This is a genomic window from Acinetobacter pullicarnis (assembly GCF_006352475.1).
Classification (GTDB): Bacteria; Pseudomonadota; Gammaproteobacteria; order Pseudomonadales; family Moraxellaceae; genus Acinetobacter; species Acinetobacter pullicarnis.
Window position 1 is genome coordinate 1,536,209 of record NZ_VCMZ01000001.1, and the last position, 21,359, is coordinate 1,557,567.

General features: G+C 42.9%; 18 protein-coding genes. 12 read left to right on the forward strand and 6 right to left on the reverse strand.

Annotated features, from left to right (window positions below):
• Positions 1-160 precede the first annotated feature (160 nt).
• On the reverse strand, positions 161-1,516 hold the full coding sequence (locus tag FD716_RS06785; RefSeq protein WP_139851582.1) for an alanine/glycine:cation symporter family protein: 1,356 nt from the start codon (positions 1,514-1,516) through the stop codon (positions 161-163).
• 398 nt (positions 1,517-1,914) lie between these two features.
• Here FD716_RS06785 and FD716_RS06790 point away from each other — a divergent pair, with 398 nt between their 5' ends.
• The 7 genes from FD716_RS06790 (at position 1,915) to FD716_RS06820 (ending at position 8,450) form a co-directional block, all read left to right on the forward strand.
• Entirely contained in the window at positions 1,915-3,318 is a 1,404-nt protein-coding gene (locus FD716_RS06790) for an amino acid permease (protein WP_139851583.1), read from the forward strand.
• Positions 3,319-3,457: 139 nt separating this feature from the next.
• Entirely contained in the window at positions 3,458-3,688 is a 231-nt protein-coding gene (gene lptM, locus FD716_RS06795) for an LPS translocon maturation chaperone LptM (protein WP_139851584.1), read from the forward strand.
• 32 nt (positions 3,689-3,720) lie between these two features.
• Positions 3,721-4,971, forward strand: coding sequence for a diaminopimelate decarboxylase (lysA, locus tag FD716_RS06800; RefSeq protein WP_139851585.1), 1,251 nt, complete (start codon positions 3,721-3,723; stop codon positions 4,969-4,971).
• 6 nt (positions 4,972-4,977) lie between these two features.
• On the forward strand, positions 4,978-5,823 hold the full coding sequence (gene dapF / locus FD716_RS06805) for a diaminopimelate epimerase (RefSeq protein WP_139851586.1): 846 nt from the start codon (positions 4,978-4,980) through the stop codon (positions 5,821-5,823).
• Between the two features lie 172 nt (positions 5,824-5,995).
• Positions 5,996-6,934 (forward strand): ADP-ribosylglycohydrolase family protein, encoded by a 939-nt coding sequence (locus FD716_RS06810; protein WP_139851587.1) that lies wholly within the window; start codon positions 5,996-5,998, stop codon positions 6,932-6,934.
• A 75-nt stretch (positions 6,935-7,009) separates the two neighbouring features.
• Entirely contained in the window at positions 7,010-7,447 is a 438-nt protein-coding gene (locus tag FD716_RS06815) for a DUF7832 domain-containing protein (RefSeq protein ID WP_139851588.1), read from the forward strand.
• A 115-nt stretch (positions 7,448-7,562) separates the two neighbouring features.
• On the forward strand, positions 7,563-8,450 hold the full coding sequence (locus FD716_RS06820) for a tyrosine recombinase XerC (RefSeq protein WP_171477086.1): 888 nt from the start codon (positions 7,563-7,565) through the stop codon (positions 8,448-8,450).
• A gap of 43 nt (positions 8,451-8,493) precedes the next feature.
• On the opposite strand, the gene FD716_RS06825 is transcribed toward FD716_RS06820, so the two are convergent.
• A complete protein-coding gene (locus FD716_RS06825) occupies positions 8,494-9,051 on the reverse strand; it encodes a GNAT family N-acetyltransferase (protein WP_139853632.1) in 558 nt (185 codons plus the stop codon).
• 541 nt (positions 9,052-9,592) lie between these two features.
• Here FD716_RS06825 and FD716_RS06830 point away from each other — a divergent pair.
• From FD716_RS06830 to FD716_RS06850, 5 genes are all read left to right on the forward strand, one after another.
• Positions 9,593-10,342 carry an electron transfer flavoprotein subunit beta/FixA family protein gene (locus FD716_RS06830; RefSeq protein ID WP_139851590.1) on the forward strand — a complete coding sequence of 250 codons (750 nt, stop codon included), beginning with the start codon at positions 9,593-9,595 and terminating at the stop codon, positions 10,340-10,342.
• An 18-nt stretch (positions 10,343-10,360) separates the two neighbouring features.
• The gene (locus FD716_RS06835; protein ID WP_139851591.1) at positions 10,361-11,293 is read left to right on the forward strand and encodes an electron transfer flavoprotein subunit alpha/FixB family protein; all 933 of its coding nucleotides are present in this window, start codon (positions 10,361-10,363) and stop codon (positions 11,291-11,293) included.
• A 384-nt stretch (positions 11,294-11,677) separates the two neighbouring features.
• Positions 11,678-14,686: a DNA gyrase subunit A gene (gene gyrA, locus FD716_RS06840; protein WP_139851592.1), complete on the forward strand. Its 3,009-nt coding sequence runs from the start codon at positions 11,678-11,680 to the stop codon at positions 14,684-14,686.
• Between the two features lie 245 nt (positions 14,687-14,931).
• A complete protein-coding gene (locus FD716_RS06845; protein WP_139851593.1) occupies positions 14,932-15,480 on the forward strand; it encodes a hypothetical protein in 549 nt (182 codons plus the stop codon).
• Positions 15,481-15,729: 249 nt separating this feature from the next.
• Entirely contained in the window at positions 15,730-16,254 is a 525-nt protein-coding gene (locus FD716_RS06850; protein ID WP_215895455.1) for a hypothetical protein, read from the forward strand.
• Between the two features lie 42 nt (positions 16,255-16,296).
• Here the strand turns inward: FD716_RS06850 and gltP are convergent, their stop codons facing one another.
• The 4 genes from gltP to FD716_RS06870 form a co-directional block, all read right to left on the reverse strand.
• A complete protein-coding gene (gltP, locus tag FD716_RS06855) occupies positions 16,297-17,592 on the reverse strand; it encodes a glutamate/aspartate:proton symporter GltP (protein ID WP_139851595.1) in 1,296 nt (431 codons plus the stop codon).
• Positions 17,593-17,915: 323 nt separating this feature from the next.
• Positions 17,916-19,025 carry an ABC transporter permease gene (locus FD716_RS06860; RefSeq protein ID WP_139851596.1) on the reverse strand — a complete coding sequence of 370 codons (1,110 nt, stop codon included), beginning with the start codon at positions 19,023-19,025 and terminating at the stop codon, positions 17,916-17,918.
• On the reverse strand, positions 19,022-20,152 hold the full coding sequence (locus FD716_RS06865) for an ABC transporter permease (RefSeq protein ID WP_139851597.1): 1,131 nt from the start codon (positions 20,150-20,152) through the stop codon (positions 19,022-19,024). The genes FD716_RS06860 and FD716_RS06865 overlap by 4 nt, the downstream gene beginning before the upstream one ends.
• Complete coding sequence (locus tag FD716_RS06870) at positions 20,152-21,354, reverse strand: HlyD family secretion protein (RefSeq protein ID WP_139851598.1); 1,203 nt, start codon at positions 21,352-21,354, stop codon at positions 20,152-20,154. The genes FD716_RS06865 and FD716_RS06870 overlap by 1 nt, the downstream gene beginning before the upstream one ends.
• Positions 21,355-21,359: the final 5 nt, after the last annotated feature.

Genomic DNA, 21,359 nt, shown 5'->3' on the forward strand with positions numbered 1-21,359 from the left:
ATTGTAGGCGTGAATCAGGCAATTACAGGATTTAAAAAGTACCCTATTCATTTTTCTAGGGCGGGGTGCTGTGTATCAAACTCAGTACGATCTTTAATGCAAGAGCCCCTCTTGGGAAAAGAGGGGCTCTAGAGAAGGTCAGGATCAGGGGATCTAATTTTTAATACAACTCACCTGTTTTACGTTTGTCGATGAAGTCTTTGGTTTCTTTAACAATCACACTCGAAAGTAATAACAAGGCAATTAAGTTTGGCACAGCCATTAATCCATTGAAGGTATCTGCAAATAGCCAGACCAAGTCTAAGGTTGCAATGGTGCCAATAAAGACCGTGATGATATAAATAATGCGGTAAGGCAGTACAAATTTCTCACCGAGCAAATATGAGGCACATTTTTCACCGTAATAACACCAGCCTAAAATGGTTGAATAGGCGAAGAAGATAATCCCAAGTGTGACCACCCAACCGCCAATCCCCGGTAAGAGTTGATCAAAAATACGCGTGGTGAGTACAGCACCGGTTTCTTGGCCAAAGCTATTGCCTGCGACAATATAGCCCATCACCAAAACAATACCGGTGATACTACAAACGATGATGGTATCAATAAAGGTCCCCGTCATTGAGACTAAACCTTGACGTACAGGATGATCTGTTTTTGCAGCGGCAGCAGCAATTGGCGCAGATCCCATACCCGCTTCATTGGAGAAAACACCACGTGCCACACCGTAACGAATTACAGCACCAATCGCACCACCCGCCACAGCATCACCAGTAAAGGCATCAACGAAAATTAATTTAAGTGCAGGCAACACTAAGTCAATATTGGACAAAATAATTGCCAGTCCACCCAGCACATAACCCACTGCCATAATCGGGACAATAATAGAAGATGCTTTCGCGATTGATTTAATACCGCCTAAAATCACCAAGGCTGAGAATAGGGTAATGACAATGCCCGTGATCCAGGTTGAAACGCCCATACTATTTTGAACGGCCAAAGCAACAGTATTGGATTGGACCGAACTGCCGATTCCAAAGGAGGCCACGGTGCCAAAGAATGCAAATAGCAGTGCCAACCATTTTAATTTTAGGCCGCGTTCGATGTAATACATCGGGCCGCCTGACATTTGGCCTTTTTCATTGTTAATGCGGTATTTAACCGCCAACACGCCTTCACCATATTTGGTTGCCATACCAAATAAAGCCGTGATCCACATCCAGAAAACGGCACCCGGACCACCCAAAACACAAGCGGTTGCAACCCCTGCGATATTCCCTGTACCAATGGTTGCGGACAAGGCTGTCATCAGTGCTGCAAAATGTGAGATGTCGCCTTCGTGAGTGTGGGCCTTGTCATGTCGACCGAAGACTTGTTTGAAGGCAAAGGGTAAGAGTCTAAATTGTAAAAAAAGTAATCGAAAGCTGAGAAATACACCGGTACCCACCAGCAGCACCAACATATAAGGGCCCCAGACCCAGCCACTGAGTGTTTCCATGATTGTTTGTAAGTTTTGCATAATATCTTCTTCTAATTTGATCCAGTTAAATGTTGCTCGCTTCTTGCTTAAGCAACTGTTATGCCATCCTTGAAGCATCTCCCTGTTGTTTGGGGTTAAAACATTTTTGATTATTTTTTATGCATTTAATGCCTGTTTAACGGCATTGTTTTTTCGGCGTTTGAAAATCGTAGTATTCCGTCAAAAAAAACAAATATCAATACTTTTATTCGCTAATAATTCTTTAAAAAGAATGGTTTGTTTTAAAAAAAATCAAAGGCTTTTTGCTATAACTGTTCTGAGGTGGTTCAGCATTAATCACTTAGGTTTAAACTATAGTCTGAAAATGTTTAATTTTTTTTTGTTTTTTTCTTAATATGCGCTAACGTAGCGCCTTAGTTCCTAAATCGAAATAAAAAATGTCAAACGGAAATTCTACGCAACCACCTGAAGCCGGAGAGCTTCAACGGAGCCTGTCCAATCGCCATTTGCAGTTAATTGCTATTGGTGGATGTATTGGGACAGGATTATTTATGGGGTCGGGTAAAACCATTAGCCTCGCAGGACCTTCAATTTTATTTATTTATATGATCATTGGTTTGATGATCTTTTTTGTCATGCGCGCGCTTGGCGAATTGTTGTTATCAGATTTGAGATATAAATCTTTTATTGATTTCTCTACGGATTTAATTGGGCCATGGGCCGGTTATTTTGTCGGTTGGACCTATTGGTTGTGTTGGATCACCATTGGGATCGCAGATTTATCCGCAATTATTTATTATCTACAGTTTTTTAATGGCGGAGAGACTTTTTCGCCCATTGAAGGGGTAATGATCAGTGTGGCGGCCATCTTCTTTATTATGGGGCTGAACTTAGTCACGGTGAAGATGTTTGGTGAGGTCGAATTTTGGTTCGCCTTGGTCAAGATTATTGCCATTCTGGGACTGATTGTACTTGGGGTATGGATGGTCTTTACGGGCTTTACTTCAGATGCAGGTGATGTCGCGGCATTTAGTAATTTATGGAATTATGGGGGCATGTTCCCAACAGGCTTTAGTGGCTTTTTAGCCGGCTTCCAAATTGCAATCTTTGCCTTTGTTGGGGTTGAGTTGGTCGGTACCACTGCGGCAGAAACCAAAGACCCTGCAAAAAATTTACCGAAAGCGATTAACTCGATTCCGATTCGTATTATTGTCTTTTATGTGTTGGCGTTATTTGTGGTGATGTCAGTGACGCCTTGGAGCCATATCGATCCTAAGGTCAGTCCTTTTGTTGACTTATTTACGCACGCAGGTGTTGCAGCTGCAGCCATCATTATGAATTTGGTGGTGCTGTCTTCTGTGATGTCGTCAATGAACAGTGGTGTGTTTTCAACCAGCCGTATGCTATTCGGTTTGGCGTGTGAAAAACAAGGCCCAGCACCTTTTGCTAAATTAAATAAACGTGCGGTACCTGCCAATGCACTTTACTTCTCAACACTGTGTTTATTGCTGGGTGCAGCTTTACAATATTTCGTTCCTGACACGGTAAAAGCCTTCACTTTGGCAACCACCTTATCCACGATTTTATTTATCTTGGTGTGGCTGATTATTATGTGGAGCTATATTATTTATTATAAAACGCGTCCTGAGTTACATCAGCAATCCACCTTTAAACTGCCTGGTGGTTTATTTACTTGCTACGCGGTAATCGCCTTCTTTATTGGCGTGATCTATGTCTTGTCATTAGAAGCGGATACCTTCCAAGCCTTAAAAGTCAGCCCAATTTGGTTGGTAATTTTGGCGATTGGTTATTTCTTCTTTTATAAGAAGCGCCAAAAGTAAAACCTCATGACCAAATAAAACCAAAACACCAGCCGCGCGCTGGTGTTTTTTTGGCAATTGTCTATGTTTTTGCTTTAAATATTGGGAGAGTTGATTTGAACAAGGTATAATTGCACAAATTTAAAATTTGGGTGATCAGATGCGTCTTGTCTTATGTGCGATGAGCTTATTGGCTTCATCTTTGCTGTTGGTTGGTTGCGGTCAATCGGGTGCTTTGCAGTTGGCAAGTGATCCAAACCTCGATAAACGCGCACATTATTTGTTGCAATCGAATCCTGTAAACAAGGCAAATCAAGCCAAAGTGGAACAACGAGCAATTCATCAGGCGGATGCAGCGCAAGCGACATCTGAAACGATCGAATCTAAATAAACGATTTATATGACTTTTGAAAGGAAAACTTCATGGGGTTTACTCGCGTTGATGGTGTTTTGCATGCAGAACAATGCTCACTAGATGATTTAGCACAAAAATTTTCTACGCCGTTGTATGTGTATTCTAAAGCAACATTGCAACAAAATTATTTGGACCTCGATCAGGCATTTGATTTTATCGATCACCAAATTTGTTTTGCGGTAAAGTCCAATTCTAATTTGGCGGTACTGCGTGTGCTGGCTAAATTGGGTTCAGGTTTTGATATCGTGACTGGCGGTGAACTGGCACGGGTATTGGCGGCAGGCGGAGATCCAAGCAAAATCGTTTTTTCTGGACTGGGAAAAACCGAAGCCGATATTACCAAAGCACTTGAAGTCGGCATTGCCTGTTTTAATGTTGAATCTTATGCCGAACTGGATCGCATTGAAAAAGTGGCTGCGCGTCTTGGGCAACAAGCGCCGATTTCATTACGTGTCAATCCAGATGTCGATGCAAAAACCCATCCCTATATTTCGACGGGGCTAAAAGAAAACAAATTTGGTATTCCTTCTGATGTTGTTTTTGAAACCTATCAATATGCGGCTACTTTGCCACATCTTGATATCATCGGAATCGATTGCCATATCGGTTCGCAATTAACAGAAACCCAGCCCTTTGAAGATGCTTTGGATCGGGTGATCCAAATGATTGAGCACCTGAAAGGCTTGGGTATTCAGTTAAAACATATTGATATTGGGGGGGGACTCGGGGTGCGTTATCAAGATGAAACCCCACCAAGCTTTAGCGAATATGCCAATTCAATGCGTCCAGCTTTAGAAAAATTGGGCTTAAAAGTCTATATGGAGCCGGGGCGTAGTATTTCAGCATTGGCTGGAGTCTTGCTGACACAAGTGGATTTGCTCAAACCCACCAATCACCGTAATTTCGCCATCGTTGATGCAGCAATGAATGATATGATCCGCCCATCGTTATACGAAGCCTGGATGGATATTCAAAGCGTCAATCACAATACACAAGTTGAAAGTAAGTCTTGGGATATTGTCGGGGCCATTTGTGAAACGGGTGATTTCTTGGGCAAACAACGCGAATTGGCATTAACAGCGGGTGATTACTTGGCCGTGATGGGCGCAGGTGCTTATGGTTTTGTCATGAGTTCAAATTACAACAGCCGTGGCCGTGCAGCAGAAATAATGGTTGATGGTGAGCAAGCCCATGTCATTCGCGAACGCGAAACAATAGAATCTTTGTGGGAAAATGAACATTTACTGCCTGAGGGGTAATTCGAGATGTTATTAGAATTTACTAAAATGCATGGCTTGGGCAACGACTTCATGGTGGTTGATTTGATTAGCCAGCGTGCCTATTTAGATGCACTCACGATTCGTCGTTTAGCGGATCGTCATTTTGGTGTGGGCTTTGATCAATTACTGATTGTAGAGCCACCTGATTTTGCCAATGTCGATTTTAAATATCGCATTTTCAATGCAGATGGTTCAGAGGTTGAGCAGTGCGGTAATGGTGTACGTTGTTTTGCCCGTTTTGTGCATGATCGCCACCTCACCAACAAAACCAAATTTAAAGTACAAACCACTGCTGGCATTGTTGAACCAGAATTGGGCCCAAATGGTTGGGTTCGAGTGAATATGGGCATGCCAAAATTTTTGCCAGAAGAAATTCCATTTTTGGCAGATGAGGTTGAAAACCTATATAGCTTAACCTTGGCTGATAATGAAACGATTACCATCGATGTAGTGAATATGGGTAATCCTCATGCAGTGACCATTGTGCCGGAAGTTCTCAAGGCAGATGTGGCGAAAATGGGACCGCAGATCGAATCGCATTCGCGCTTTCCGCAGCGGGTCAATGCTGGGTTTATGCAGATTATAGATGAGGGACATGCACGTTTACGCGTTTTTGAACGTGGTGTGGGTGAAACCTTAGCTTGTGGTACAGGCGCATGTGCTGCTGCAATTTCGGGTATGCGCCGTGGTCTATTGGGCAGTGCGGTCGAGATTGAGTTGGCTGGTGGTAAGTTACAAATTGAATGGCGTGAAGGCGATGTGGTCTGGATGACCGGCCCAACCGCAACGGTTTATGAAGGCCGTCTCGATTTACGTTACTTCCAAAGTTAAGTCTTGCTGAACCTAAGTACGATCAAGCTGAAGAGCTGTTAAAGTGATGTGCTTGTTGTTGAACTAAACTTGCGCGTTTTAAGCTGTGCTGATTTCAGTTTGAACGTTGAAAATGAGCGCCGTCATTTACGGCGCTTTTTTATTTTAGCGATAGCTAGACGAGGACATCGAAATGCAAGCGAAAATAAGGGGTGCAATTTACGGCTTATTGGTCGGTGATGCCGTTGGCGTGCCTTATGAGTTCAATACGGCAGCACAACTTCCCAGTTATGCCGACATTGAAATGACACCGCCCAGCGATTTTAATCGAACTTACGCAGATATCCCCATTGGCACTTGGTCTGATGATGGTGCTCAGGCCTTGTGCTTACTTGCTTCGTTGTTACACGCCCAAGATTTTGATGCCACTGACTTTGCACAACGTTTACTTGATTGGTATCAAGTGGGTTATATGGCAGTTGATGCAAAAGTATTTGATGTTGGTATACAAACCAGGCAGGCTTTGCTGCGTTTTAGCCATGGCGCGGCCATTACAGAAATGGCAGCTACAGATGAGTACGCCAATGGCAATGGTGCATTAATGCGTTGTTTACCATTGGCTTTATGGCATGTTGGCAGTGATGAACAGTTGGTTGAGCTGGCTGGTCAACAGTCGCATCTTACTCATGCGCATTTACGTTCAAAAATTTGTTGTGCATTTTACTGTTTATGGGCGCGTTATTTACTTCAAGGCCTGTCGGTCAATGCGGCATGGTCAGCGAGTCAGTTGCGCTTAAATGTGATTTATCATGATCGACCTGCTGAATTAAACGAAATGCAGAACTTTATTTTTCCAGCAACAGCCAACGCCATTGCTGGAAGTGGCTATGTCGTCGATTGTTTGCATTCAGCTAAATTTGCATTACAGCAGTCTAATTATACTGATGTCATTAAAACCGCCATTGCACTGGGCAATGATACTGATACCACGGCTTGTGTCGCAGGTGGTTTGGCAGGCATCATATTTGGTGTTTCTGGAATCCCTGAACATTGGTTGCTTCAGTTGCGTGCAAAAAAAATGGTTGAGCCTTTGCTTGAAGCGTTAATGCTGCATTTGGCTGTATCAAACTAACTTTATATCTGTTTTGATCAGCATCATATTGGTCAAAACACTTTAATATTTAATCGTAAATAAAAGGACATGAGCATGGCGATAGACCGTATAGACTGGCATGCCGATTCGGCAATCGAAGAAGGCCTAGATTGGGACAATGCGGGTACGCATATCGGCATTTATTTGGCTTGGATTGTTCAAAATAATTTGGTCGGTGAAATTCATCTAGAAGAAAGTCCAGAAGAGTTACAGCTACTCAAAGATCGAAAAATTACGGGTCGTGATTATCTGATTGAACTCTGTGATGAGAAGTTTTGGGAAGAAGATCTCAATGCAGAAGGCTTGGCATTTACCCAATATTACTATGAAGGTGACGCGATTTATTTTGGCGATTATGAAGAAGTTTTAGCGCAACATGCAGCAGGCATCTATCATGTGAAAAATACATGGGAAAATTATGATGTCATGGCCAAGACCATTGATGAACGTTATCAAGCGTGGAAACTTTCCAAATCAATAGAGAGTAAGTAAATAGAGCGCTGGGTGGATAGAATGAAGCGTTCGGGATTGCTCTTGTAACGCTTTGATCTTCGAAGGAGTGTGGTGGATGAGTAACCCGCAATATGGTGCGATGCAATTACTCTCAATCTGGTTAAAAGATCGGAAGCTTCAAAATCAATCCGAGCACACCCTCGATGCCTACTTTCGGGATGTATCTGGTTTTATTGCATTTTGTTATGAGAAAAACATCGAATTAAAACAGGTTGAAGCTTCGGACTTACGAGAGTATTTGGCATTTAAAGTCGAGCAGCATCAGCTTAGTTCGACCAGCCTGCAACGCCATTTAACCTCTATTCGCCAATTTATGAAATGGGCGGAACAAGGCAATTATTTAACCATCAATCCCAGTGATGACTTACAGCTAAAACGGCAGCCACGTGCATTGCCGGGAATGGTTGATGTTGAAACCATTAATTTCATCCTAGATCAAACCGCCCCTGAAAAACCGCTAGAACAACAATTGTGGTTGCGAGACAAAGCCATACTTGAATTACTGTATTCGAGCGGATTGCGTTTGGCCGAAGTGCAGGGCTTGGATATTCGCGATATCGATTTTGGTCGCCTATTATTGCGAATTACGGGTAAGGGCAATAAAACCCGAATTGTGCCATTTGGTGGTAAGGCCAAAGACAGTCTGATTGAGTGGTTAAAGATCTATCGTATTTGGCAAGGTGAGTTTAAACCTGAGTCTGCGGTGTTCATTAGTCAGAAAGGTGCACGACTCAGCCCACGACAAATTGAAAATCGGGTGAAATTTCAAGCACAACGTGCCGGTGTCAATGTTGACTTGCATCCGCATTTACTGCGGCATTGCTTTGCCTCACATATGTTGTCGAGTAGCCGAGATTTACGTGCCGTACAAGAAATGTTGGGACACAGCAATTTAACCACCACCCAGATTTATACCCATCTTGATTTTGAGCATTTGGCACAGGTCTATGATCAGGCGCATCCCAGAGCCAATAAGAAATAAGGCTTAAAGGGGGCTATTCAGCGGTGGAACATCAAAATCAGTTTCAGCTTTGAAACTGATTGCGTTCAATTCGATAAAGCTTATGTTTTAACAAAGGGCTATCTGCGGCTAACTCTGGGTGTTCAAAGTCTTGCATAAATTGCATGCCTAGGCGTTGCATGACTTTTTCGGAAGCAGCATTGTTATGTGCGGTAAAAGCCACCACGTGTTCGAGTTGCAATTGATCAAAGGCAAAAGTTAAGCAGGCTTGTGCAGCTTCAGTGGCATAGCCTTGCTGCCAATAGGCTTTGGCAAAACGCCAGCCGATTTCAACACACGGTGAGAAACTAAACCGAGTTGGTTGAGCATGCAAACCGACAAAAGCAATAAATTGTCCAGTTTGTTTGAGCTCGACGGCCCAAAATCCCCAACCATGTGCTGCAATTAAGTTTTTACAGCGTTCAGCAAGATGATTGCTTTCATCTGTTGTCAGTGGATTGGGAAAATAGCGCATTACTTCTGGGTCGGCATTCAGTTCCGCAAATGCGGCATAGTCCGAGGTTTGCCATTGTCGAAGCCTTAATCGCGGGGTTTCAAGTGTGGTGATCTGAATATGCGTCATCAAGTATTTTCTCGTTCCACTGTTGTGCGTTGCAACATAGATTAAGTAAGGTTGTTGAGCAATTCAACAGATATCTTGGGCCTACGACGGCAAAGCAAATGAAACGAGCGCTTGCTTTGATTGTAAAGTATGCATTCATCTAAAAGCTTTGGTTTTAATTGCAAACCATTCAGTCACACTTTATCTAAACTGACATTTATATAGCAGCGGATTGCATCTGCTTGCGAAAATGCCTGGCTTGGGGGCAAGCATTGCTTAAAACAGCAGCATTCATGCGTAAAAGCTTAGGTGTGTTATAAAATTGTGATAAATCAATGATTAAAATATAGGTTGCTATTTGGGAAAAGACTTGAGTTTTGCGGTGTTTTTAAAAAATGAACGGGCGGTTCAAGAATTTTTACGCTTTTTTACAGGTGTTTGGTAATTTGTGGCTTGACCGAAATGCCAAACACATAGCAAGATAGGGCACCTAAAAAATTGAAATGAAGCGTTATTATAACGTTTCTCAATATTTACTTTTGCTAAAACAGCCGAGGATTACATGAAGGCTCTTGTTGCTGTAAAACGTGTGGTTGATGCCAACGTGAAAGTTCGCGTAAAACCGGACAACAGTGGGGTTGACTTAACCAACGTTAAAATGTCAATTAACCCATTTTGTGAAATCGCAGTGGAAGAAGCGGTTCGCTTAAAAGAAAAGGGAACTGTATCAGAAATTATTGTTGTTTCTATCGGTCCTAAAGAAGCACAAGAGCAAATTCGTTCTGCGATGGCGCTTGGTGCAGACCGTGGTATTTTAGTTGAAACTGCAGACGACATTGGTGCGCTTGAAGTTGCTAAAATTTTGAAAGGTGTTGTTGAGCAAGAACAGCCGCAACTTATCCTTTTGGGTAAACAAGCGATTGATGATGACTCAAACCAAGTCGGCCAAATGCTTGCAGCACTGATTGGTGCTGGCCAAGGTACTTTTGCTTCTGAAGTTAAAGTTGATGGTGACAGCGTTCAAGTCACGCGTGAAATCGATGGTGGTTTACAAACTGTTGCGCTTAAATTGCCAGCAATTATCACCACTGACTTACGTTTGAACGAACCACGCTATGCGGCGCTTCCGAACATTATGAAAGCACGTAAAAAACCACTAGAGACTAAATCTCCAGCGGATTATGGCGTGACGGCTACAACTAAACTGAAAACTGTGAAAGTTGAGCCACCTGCAGAGCGTAAAGCAGGCGTACAAGTGAAATCTGTGGATGAGCTTGTAGAAAAATTGAAAAACGAAGCGAAAGTGATCTAATACAGAAGGATAAAAATCATGAGTATTTTAGTTATCGCTGAGCACGACAATAAGACACTGAACGGTGCAACTTTAAACGTTGTTGCTGCAGCTGAAAAAATCGGTGGTGATATCACTGTATTGGTTGCAGGTTCAGGTGCTCAAGCTGTTGCTGATGCTGCTGCAAAAGTTGCGGGCGTAAGCAAAGTATTGCTTGCTGACAACGCAGACTATGCAAACCAATTGGCTGAAAACGTTGCTGCTTTAGTTGCAGATGTGGCTCAGTCATATAAATATGTTTTAGGCGCTGCGACTTCAAATGGTAAAAATATTTTGCCACGCGCTGCGGCTTTACTTGATGTCAGCATGATTTCTGACATTATTGCAGTTGAATCTGCAAATACCTTCAAACGCCCAATCTATGCGGGTAATGCGATTGCGACTGTACAGTCTGAAGAAGCAATCATTGTGGGTACAGTACGTGGTACGGCTTTTGATCCAGTGGCAAGCGAAGGTGGTTCTGCTGCCGTTGAAGCGATTGCTGATGCTAAAGACGCAGGTGTTTCTAAATTTGTGGCTGAAGAGATTGTAAAATCTGAACGCCCTGAATTGACTGCTGCTCGCATCGTTGTTTCTGGTGGTCGTGGTGTGGGTTCTGGTGAGAACTACCATGCCGTACTTGATCCATTGGCAGATAAACTGGGTGCTGCTCAAGGCGCGTCACGTGCTGCGGTTGATGCTGGTTTTGTACCAAACGATATGCAAGTCGGTCAAACAGGTAAAATTGTTGCACCAGACCTTTATATCGCTGTCGGTATCTCAGGTGCGATTCAGCACTTGGCAGGTATGAAAGAATCTAAAGTCATTGTTGCCATCAACAAAGACGAAGAAGCACCAATCAATGCAGTTGCTGACTACTGGTTAGTCGGTGATTTGAATACGGTTGTACCGGAACTCGTTTCTAAGCTTTAATTTGCTGATCCGATTTTCAAAAAGCACGCTGCATTCAGCGTGCTTTTTTTTGTTTTTAAAAACATTGAGCCGATAAATAGGTCAAAGTACATGCCGAGAAGAGTGGTTTGATCGGTGCATTATTTTTGTTTTTTAAACGATGAAATTTCTAATAAATTTAAGTCCGCTATTTTTGCTGCAACGCTTTTATTTGATGGGTTTGGCTTGGTCAATATAACCACAAAGAATGATTCAACTTGAATGTAGTTTTAGCCACAAAGTTAACAATTTATGCTATAATTTTTTGCTGTATTTTTTGATTTTAACTCATTATTTTTGAGTTAATTTTTTTAGCGTTAACGACATAAATCGAGCAGCTAAACCTGCTGGTAATAAGGAGTATGCATGAGCGTATCGGAAACCAGACCGATTGCCATTGAAGATGAGCTCAAGCACTCATATTTGGACTATGCAATGAGCGTGATTGTGTCACGTGCATTACCAGATGTGAGAGATGGTCTAAAACCTGTTCATCGTCGTGTGCTTTTTGCTATGCACGAGCTCGGCAATGACTATAACAAAGCCTATAAGAAATCTGCCCGTGTTGTTGGTGACGTCATCGGTAAATATCACCCACATGGTGACTCTGCTGTTTATGAAACCATTGTCCGCATGGCACAAGATTTTAGCTTGCGTTATCAATTGGTTGACGGTCAAGGGAACTTCGGTTCTGTCGACGGTGACAGTGCAGCGGCAATGCGTTATACCGAAGTGCGGATGCGTAAGTTAACCCATGAAATTTTGGCGGACTTAGAAAAAGACACCGTTGATTGGGAAGACAACTATGATGGCTCTGAGAAAATTCCTCAGGTCATGCCAACCCGTATTCCAAACTTGCTCATCAATGGTGCTGCTGGTATTGCGGTGGGTATGGCGACCAATATGGCGCCTCACAACCTAACCGAAGTCATTCATGCATGTTTGGCTTATACTGACAATCCGAATATTTCAATTGAAGGCTTGATGGAGCATATCTCCGGTCCCGATTTCCCTACAGGTGGTATCATCTACGGTAAATCAGGTATCGTCGATGCTTACCGTACAGGTAAAGGTCGTCTGCATATTCGTGGTAAATACCATTTTGAAGAAGATCCTAAAAATGGCCGTACTACCATTGTATTTACTGAGATTCCTTATCAAGTCAATAAAGCCCGTACTATCGAGCGTATTGCCGAGTTAGTGAAAGAGAAAAAACTCGAAGGTATTTCAGAGTTACGTGATGAATCCGATAAAGACGGTATGCGTATCGCTATCGATTTAAAACGTGGTGAAAATGCGGAAGTGGTGGTCAATAACCTATTCCAGCAAACACAACTCGAAAACTCATTTAGCATCAACATGGTTTGTCTCGATAATGGACAGCCTAAGTTGATGAACTTGAAAGATATTGTTGCGGCATTTATTCGTCATCGTCAAGAAGTGGTGACGCGTCGTACTATGTTTGAACTGCGTAAAGCACGTGAACGTGGTCATATCTTAGAAGGTTTAACAGTGGCTTTGGCCAACATTGATGCCATTATTGAAACCATTAAAACTTCTGCAAATCCTGCTGAAGCGCGTGAGCGTTTACAGACTGGTGAGTGGGCAGGTGGTGGCGTCATGGCCTTGCTTGAAAAAGCAGGTTCAGTTTCAGTGCGCCCAGAAGTCATTGACGGTGAAGATCCAAAACTTCCGTTTGGTTTAGATGGCGAGATTTATCGTTTATCACCAACCCAAGTCAATGCAATCTTAGAACTTCGTTTACATCGTTTAACAGGTCTAGAACAAGACAAGTTACATGCTGAATATTCGGAAATTTTGGCACAAATCGCTGAGTTGACAGCCATTTTAAATGACTTCAACTTATTGATGAATGTGATTCGTGAAGAATTAGCCTTGATTTTGCAGCAGTATGGTGATGGACGTCGTACCGAGATTATTGAATCTCGTATCGATTTCTCACGTGAAGACTTGATTCCAGAAGAACAAATGGTATTGACGGTTTCTCAAACCGGTTATGCCAAAACGCAACCGCTGTCTGACTATGCTGCACAGCGTCGTGGTGGTCGTGGTAAATCTGCAACTTCGATGAAAGATGATGATTTCATTCAACATCTAATTGTGACTTCAAGCCATGCCACGGTACTTTGCTTTACCAACGTCGGTAAAGTGTATCGTCTAAGAGTGTTTGAAGTACCGCAAGCGTCACGTGGTGCCAAAGGTCGTCCAATGGTCAACCTCTTGCCACTCGATGCAACAGAAACCATTACTGCAATTTTACCGGTGATTGATGCACCGAAGAAATTCATTGAACGTGTTGCCGAATTTAAAGCCTTTGTGACTGCAAATGCTGCGGTATTGCAAAAAAATGAAGTGATTCAAGCGCATTTTGCTGCACTAGAAGCGGCATTGCTCGAAACTGAAGAACAAGCTGAATTAACCGATGTCCTGATGGCAACCTTAAAACAGCTCGGTCTTTCACTCAGCACCACTGACTTAGATGATGCAATCATCGAAGACTTTGCACAGCAAGCTGAAGCACTACGTAAAAACTATTTCGTATTTATGGCGACAGCAGCAGGTACGGTTAAACGTGTTGCACTCGAACAATTTAGTAACGTACGCTCAAACGGTTTACGTGCGATTGAATTGAACGAAGAAGATACCTTAATTGGCGTGACCATTACCGATGGCGAACAGCAAATTATGTTGTTCTCTAACGAAGGTAAGGCGATTCGCTTTGCTGAAGGTGATGTTCGTGTCATGGGACGTACTGCCAAAGGTGTACGTGGTATGCGCGTTGCACTTGCGGTTGCCGCAGCGGAAGAAGCTGAAGAACCAGAAGTAGATGGCGAAGAAGAAGATGTTGCTGACACCAATGTGGTCAGTCGTATCGTTTCTTTGGTGGTTGTACCTGAAACGGGCGAAGTGCTGTGTGCATGTGCCAATGGTTATGGTAAACGTACTCCAGTTGGCGAGTTCCCAACCAAAAAACGTGGTGGTAAAGGCGTGATCGCCATTAAAACCTCGGAACGTAATGGTGAATTGGTTGGTGCAGTGTCGATTGATGAAAGCAAAGAATTGATGTTGATTTCTGATGGCGGCACCTTGGTGAGAACCCGTGCATCTGAAGTCGCGACCACTGGGCGTAATGCGCAAGGTGTTCGTCTGATTCGCTTGGGTAAAGAAGAACTCTTGGTTGGTGTCGTTTCAATTGAAGCGGTTGAGGAAGAAGAGTTTGTTGAAGTGATTGAAGGTGAAGAAAATCTCACTGAAAGCACCGATGCAAATGAAATCCATGAAGTTGAAGTTCATGACATCGAAACCCAAGAAGTTGATACTTCTGATACTGATGAAAAATCGACAGATGAGTGATTTTTACTGAAGTACCTTGTAATACAGAAAGGACGCTACGGCGTCCTTTTTTTAGGTCTGATTGACTGCGACTATATAAGCTAAGATGATCTGCATAAATACTGATTTTCTCGTTGCACTGTTATACGCTGGAATTCAGATACGCATATATGATATTGACTGCTTAAGCATTCCACCGCGAAGCGGATGGAGCGAGGTTGCAACGCAGATATAACGATAGGATTTCTGAAGCGATATAACTCACTATGAAAAAAATACTTCTAATACTAATACTTAGCCTAAACCTCAGTGCATGTGATCGCATCGTCGATTTTGCCTTTGATAAGCTAGGCATCTCTGATATTCGCTCGACAATTGAGCAAGATGAAAAAGCAGGGGAGCTCTATAAAGCACTACATGAACGCAATACAGCGCAGATCAAGGCGCTAGTTGCAGCCAATGTGCAACAAGACTTGCAAGCCAAGCCTGAGATGATGGAACAACTTTATAGGCTGATTCCAACCCAGCCTGCGACCCGTATGGAAATACAGACTACCAGCAAGTCAATGACCACGAGTGATGGAAAAACTACATCAGTTTCATATCTTTATGATTATCCAAAAATGTCACTGTTATTTCGGGTGGTATTTGAAGGGCATGATGGAGGGAGCAAAATCGTCGGTTTCTTTATCACCCTGCATCCGAAGGAAAATGCTGATGTGGTGCGACCAAGTCGTGAAGCTGAAGTCGTCATTCCAGCAGAGCGCAATGCCAGCGATGTGGTTGAAACGGATAGTCAAATCATTAGGGTTTAAATACGAAATATTGCGTGGTGAATCAGCACTTCATCTAGAGGGTGATTAGGTGGTTGCATCGGTCAGCTTTACAATCACCCGCTTCTTCGCTTTGGATATTAAACTATTCAGAAACATGCGTCTAAATAACAACAATAATAAAGAGATACAACGGTTTTTTTAATCCGATTGTGGCGAAATAGACGGGTCTTCAAGACCCCAATCAATAAGAGTCAAACAATGCCAACGACAATAAAAAAGACAATAAAAATGATCGTGTTGCTTAGTCTAAGTTTTAGTCTAGTTGCTTGTGAACGTATTACGGATATGATGGAATCTTTTATGGCTGATCAAAATAACAGTGAGCTGAAACCACAACCAATAGCCGTATCCGCAGCACAAGAGCAAAAAATCCAATTGCTCTATCGTGCCTTACAATCCAAACAACTGGACGTGGTGAAGCCATTATTAGATGCGAGTTTACAGCAGCAGATCAAGCAATCGCCTGAAATTATGCAGCATATTTTTCAATTGGTACCGAGTGAGAAAGCAGAGCATTATCGAGTGTTTACAACACTGGTATCGACGACACCATCCGTTGGAAAAGTGACAACAGCAGTTGCACTCTTTGAATATCCAGCAGCTGTGATTGCAGTAACTGTCGTTTTTAAGGGGGAGGATGGGGGAACAACCATCTTGGCACTGACGATTGATCAGGTTGATCAAACCATCTCCTCCAGCAGCATGGATCAGATCGAACTTGATCTCGCAACGTTGGCAAAAAAAGATGACTGAAGAGACGGCTAAAGCTAGGCTTTAACCATCATATTGAGTGACTTACAAGGTATCGTTGGCTTTGATGCTGTAGTTTTTTTGCATTTCAGTGTCGAAGTTACCTTCCCATTTGCTGATCACAAGGACCGCCAAAGCATTGCCAATAACGTTGACCACGGTACGTCCCATATCAAGAATACGGTCAATACCGGCAATAAAGGCTAGGCCTTCAAGTGGAATACCGACACTACCTAAGGTGGCGAGTAACACCACAAAAGACACACCGGGCACACCCGCAATGCCTTTAGAGGTAATCATTAAGGTTACGACCAAAACCAATTGTTGGGTGAGGGATAGATCGATCCCATACAGTTGTGCAATGAAAATCGCAGCAATACTTTGATAAAGGGTTGAACCATCAAGGTTAAATGAATAACCAATGGGAATTACAAAACTGGTCACCGATTTGGGTGCCCCGTAAGCTTCCATTTTTTCCATCATACGTGGCAATACAGTTTCAGAACTGGCGGTGGAAAAGGCCAAAATCAGTTCATCTTTTAAAATTTTAATCAGGGTTAAAATATTAAAACCACAGAACTTCGCCACAAAGCCTAAGATAACGAAAATAAAGAAGAAAATCGCACCATAGACCACAACTGCAAGTTTAAGCAAAGGCAGCAAAGAGCTAAAGCCAAAACTTGCCACTGTTGCAGCAATTAGACCGAATACACCAAATGGTGCAAACATCATGATCATGTGGGTGACTTTGAACATGGTTTCAGAAATGGACTTTAAAACATCCAGTAATGGTTGTTTGGTTTCACGGGTAAGTGAACCAAGACCGATTCCGAATATCACGGCAAAGAAAATAATCGGCAGCATCTGCCCACTGTCCATTGCTGCAAAAATATTCGAAGGAATGAGCGAGAGGATGGTATTGACCAAGCCATGTGCTTGATTGTTGACCTGTTGAGTGGTTTGCTCATATTGCGAAATGTCGGTTGTGGTCAGCGTGGACATATCAATCCCAACACCGGGTTGGAATACATTGGCCGCAACCAGTCCGACAATAATCGCAATGGTGGTAATCACTTCAAAATAAACCATGGTTCTAAAACCAAGTTTACCCAAGCTCTTGGTTCCTCCAGCATTTGCAATGCCCAAAATCAACATTGAAACGACCAATGGAATAACGATCATTTTGATTAAATTAATAGAAATACTGCCCAAAGGATGCAGTAAATTATTAATTAAGGCTTCGCGATATTCAGTTGATTCGTGAAGAAAGGCGCCAACTGCGACACCAAGTATAAGTGCAATTACAATTTGCCAGGCTAGGCTGAGTTTCATTTTTTTCATGCAGCGCTCATACAATAAACTGTGCTTAAAAGAAATTTCTCTATTTGATACTTACAATTCATCATTCCGTTGAATAGCTGACGATAAGCATAGAGAGTGTGGAAAGTACGGTATTTTGCTTGAATTTTTGTGATGAACCTAATTAATTATTAATAATTTATTTAAATATATGAATATTATTAAGTTAAAGTTGTTAAATTTTGGTGATTTATATCACTCTATTTTGTGTTTTTCTCGGTATTCAAGGCATATTTCTGCATTTATGCAGCTGATTCGAAGACTGGGTGAGCGGAAGTCAGCGCTTCGAATCAGTTGGAACTGGATTATTCTTGCTTGGCGGTGATGCGACTGTAACGCAAACGGTAATACCCCCAGAGCAATAAAATTGCGCCAAGACTTGCCAAATAAATCAGCTTGGGGATCACTAGGAGCGTGGGAACACCCATTTGATTAAGCTGAAGGAACATTTGAATAGCTTGCGTTGAAGGCAGCACCTCTCCAATCCACTGTAACCATGCTGGCATTGCAGCGTGCGGCCAAGCAGTTCCAGACAGTAAAAAGATCGGAACTGAGCTAAATACAATCACATGGCCACTGCGTTCAGGCATATCTAAATAAGAGCCAAACACAAAGCCAAGCCCAATCACACAGCTAATATAAATGGGCACAGCCAGTAACATGCCCCAGAAGTTGCCGCCATGTGGGTAGTCGTAGAGCCAGAAGGTAAAACCAAATAAGTAGAAACAGCCCAAGCAGCCGATGATAAAGATTGCGCTAAAGCAGGCCCAAAACTCAGTTGCAGTTGGACGCCAAGCGTGTTGGCGATATCCAGCGATTAACATTCCCATACTCAGTAAAATGGTTTGGTGAATAATCAGCGCTGCAATGGCAGGAAAGACATAGCTACCATAGCCAGACAGGACATTAAACAGTGGGATGCTGTGAATGGAAAGTTGTGGCTCAAATGCTGTAGCGTGTGAAAATTTCTCTAAATGATTGGCTAAACTCTGTTCAATTGATAGCGCCAAGCCTTTACCGATTTGACTGGTTTTAATGAAATAGGCAGAACTCAGATATAAACCGATCCCGCCGACTTCACCACGCGCTAGGCTATTCGAGAGATTATATGGCAACAGTAAAATCGCATCGGCTTGCTCTTGTTTGACCATCATTTCTGCTTCAGCAAAATTCCCGGTGACTGTTGTCACCTCAAGGTTGGGACTTTGCCGAATGGTTTGAATGATTTGAGCGGTCAAATCGCTGTGTTCTTCATCGACAATCACAATGGGAAGTGAGGCGGCTTGTTGCGCTTGGTAGGCTGAAGGGTAGAAGAAACTATAAAACAGCACCGAGAGCAGTAGGCTGCTCAAAATAGCTTTACTTTTGACAATGTCCTTAAAGGTTTTCAACAGATAAAACATAAATGTTTTCATGCTGTTGCTCCTTTTTTATAGCGATGGAGCATCACCAGGCAGATTGTGGCAAAGACACTGCAAAAAATAATCAGGATCAGCAGCATGGGCAGCGAAGTGCTGATTGAACTGCCCATCACCCATTGCTGAGTTTGCAGTTTTGCATAAGTGGTATAGGGAATAAGGTCAGACCAACTGCGGGTAAATGCACTGGCATTGTTGACAGGTAATGTGACTCCGGCAAAACTCAGTGAAGATCCGCCATAGATTGCGATAACCCCAAAACTTTCAGCTAAGTCTTTAATTATCAGGACGGTCATCGCTGCCATAAAGCCATAGGCTGCATAAAAAATAAATTGCGCCAAGATGATGAGCCATAAATGCCCAGCGATAAACCAGTCACGATATTCTATTAACCAGAACATCCATAGCCAAGTCCATAGACTAAAAATAAGGACATAAACCAAGATTTTCGAGCTAAGCGCGGTAAATATTCCATAGTGTTCAAGCCAATGCTGTGCTTTGTTAAACTTAAACTCTTGCCCAATTGAAAATGCGACACAGCAACCCAGTAATAAATGCAGGATCGCTGGAATGGCAAATAATTCTAAGTAGAATTCATAGCTCATGCCCGGGTTATACAGTACTGAAATCTTAACATTCGGTGTGGAAACATCGGCATAGGGGATGCTCTCTGCCAAATACTCCTCACCCAAATAATCTGAGATGGCTTGAACCACGCTCATACTCATGGCAGAGGAAATAATATTGCCCACACTAAAATAACTCTGGTTGTAGGCAACGGAAATACCAGCATCTTTGGCCTGAACCAAGCGCTGTTCTGCACCACTGGGGATATGCACATAGCCCCATACTTTATTTTGATTGAGCCATTGTTCGGCTTCATCGATATTGTGGGTTACCAGGTCAATCTTTAGGGATTGGTTTTGGCTTAAATATTTTTCAACATTGCGACTGAGTTGACTCTGATCTTGGTCAATCAACGCAATGGGTAAATGCTCAGCCTTACCTGAGTAAAACATCGCACTCATCATGACGATAATCAGCAGGGGAACCACTGTCACCATGCTGAGGTCCCATTTATGCGTGCTTAAATAACGCAGCTCTCGCAATATGCCAGACCACATTATTTTGTCTCTTGTACTTTAAACAATACACTCATGCCTACTTTTAACTCAGGAATGGCCTGTATTGGCTCTAAATTTAGTTTGAAGCTGCGTATGTCATAACCACCTGTTTGACGTGTGGTTTTAATGGTGGCAAAGTCACCTTCCGCATCGATATGGGTGATTTTAAAGGCTGCATTTTTTTGTAGGGCAGGAATATAACCCTCTAGCGTTTTGGCTTGATACACAGATGCATATTGGTCTTCACGCACGTTAAGATTGACCTTGATTTCAGCATCATCAATTAAGCTGAGTACCGGCACAGCCATTGCCACCAATTCAGAGACATTGCCATAAATTTTAGACACAGTGCCATCGACTGGGGCAAGCAGTACCGTTTCTGTCTCTAATGAATTTGCTTCGGCAACCGCAGCGCGGGCAATATCGACTTGTGCATTCGCAGTCGATTTTTCTTCTGCGGTGCTGCCGCGTTTTAGTCGGGCATATTGCTGATAAGCTGCTTCAGCCAGTTGTTGTGACGAAATAGATGCTGCATGCATTTCATCTCGGCGTTGTCTTGAAATGACCCCTTCTTTATATAAATGTGCGCCACGTTGATAAGTGGTCGCAGCCAATTGTGCTTGGGCTTTCAGGCTTTGCCAGTTGGCATAAAAGGTTTCGATATTCTCTTGTTGTGAACCGCGATCGGTTGTGGATTGCAGGGCAAGGGCACTTTGGAGGAGGCCGAGTGCTTGCTGCTTTTTCGTTTCTACTTCAGGGCTATGCAGCCGAACCAGCAATTGTCCTTTTTTGACTTTTTGCCCTTCATGCACATAAATCTCATCGATACGACTTGGGACTTTGGTGCTGATATGAATGGTTTCAGTTTCTACACGTCCTTGAATTTCGATCACTTTCGGTTGATAACCTTTCCATAAGCCATAGGCGATAAAGCCTAAAATACAGATCAACAGCAATAAGATGAACAGTTTGAGCTTGGCTTTTTTCTGATTGGGAGGCGTGTCATCTTGCTTGGTTTCATCTGCTGGCGCTGTTTTTTGCGCAGCTGCTGGTGCAACCGTTTCAGCTGCATCACTGGCCGGCTGTTTCTCGGTCACTTGTGGCTGCGCTGACGGCTGATCTGTCTTGTGATCTGTGTGATCTGCGTTGAGATTGTTGTCACTGTTATTCGTTTTATTCTGGTCATCATGTGGCTGAGTCATCTATT

Coding starts and splice junctions, on each gene's coding strand:
- FD716_RS06785 (WP_139851582.1), bottom strand. CDS start 1,516: ATGCAAAACTTACAAACAATCATGGAAACACTCAGTGGCTGGGTCTGG.
- FD716_RS06790 (WP_139851583.1), top strand. CDS start 1,915: ATGTCAAACGGAAATTCTACGCAACCACCTGAAGCCGGAGAGCTTCAA.
- lptM (WP_139851584.1), top strand. CDS start 3,458: ATGCGTCTTGTCTTATGTGCGATGAGCTTATTGGCTTCATCTTTGCTG.
- lysA (WP_139851585.1), top strand. CDS start 3,721: ATGGGGTTTACTCGCGTTGATGGTGTTTTGCATGCAGAACAATGCTCA.
- dapF (WP_139851586.1), top strand. CDS start 4,978: ATGTTATTAGAATTTACTAAAATGCATGGCTTGGGCAACGACTTCATG.
- FD716_RS06810 (WP_139851587.1), top strand. CDS start 5,996: ATGCAAGCGAAAATAAGGGGTGCAATTTACGGCTTATTGGTCGGTGAT.
- FD716_RS06815 (WP_139851588.1), top strand. CDS start 7,010: ATGGCGATAGACCGTATAGACTGGCATGCCGATTCGGCAATCGAAGAA.
- FD716_RS06825 (WP_139853632.1), bottom strand. CDS start 9,051: ATGACGCATATTCAGATCACCACACTTGAAACCCCGCGATTAAGGCTT.
- FD716_RS06830 (WP_139851590.1), top strand. CDS start 9,593: ATGAAGGCTCTTGTTGCTGTAAAACGTGTGGTTGATGCCAACGTGAAA.
- FD716_RS06835 (WP_139851591.1), top strand. CDS start 10,361: ATGAGTATTTTAGTTATCGCTGAGCACGACAATAAGACACTGAACGGT.
- gyrA (WP_139851592.1), top strand. CDS start 11,678: ATGAGCGTATCGGAAACCAGACCGATTGCCATTGAAGATGAGCTCAAG.
- FD716_RS06845 (WP_139851593.1), top strand. CDS start 14,932: ATGAAAAAAATACTTCTAATACTAATACTTAGCCTAAACCTCAGTGCA.
- FD716_RS06850 (WP_215895455.1), top strand. CDS start 15,730: ATGATCGTGTTGCTTAGTCTAAGTTTTAGTCTAGTTGCTTGTGAACGT.
- gltP (WP_139851595.1), bottom strand. CDS start 17,592: ATGAAAAAAATGAAACTCAGCCTAGCCTGGCAAATTGTAATTGCACTT.
- FD716_RS06860 (WP_139851596.1), bottom strand. CDS start 19,025: ATGAAAACATTTATGTTTTATCTGTTGAAAACCTTTAAGGACATTGTC.
- FD716_RS06865 (WP_139851597.1), bottom strand. CDS start 20,152: ATGTGGTCTGGCATATTGCGAGAGCTGCGTTATTTAAGCACGCATAAA.
- FD716_RS06870 (WP_139851598.1), bottom strand. CDS start 21,354: ATGACTCAGCCACATGATGACCAGAATAAAACGAATAACAGTGACAAC.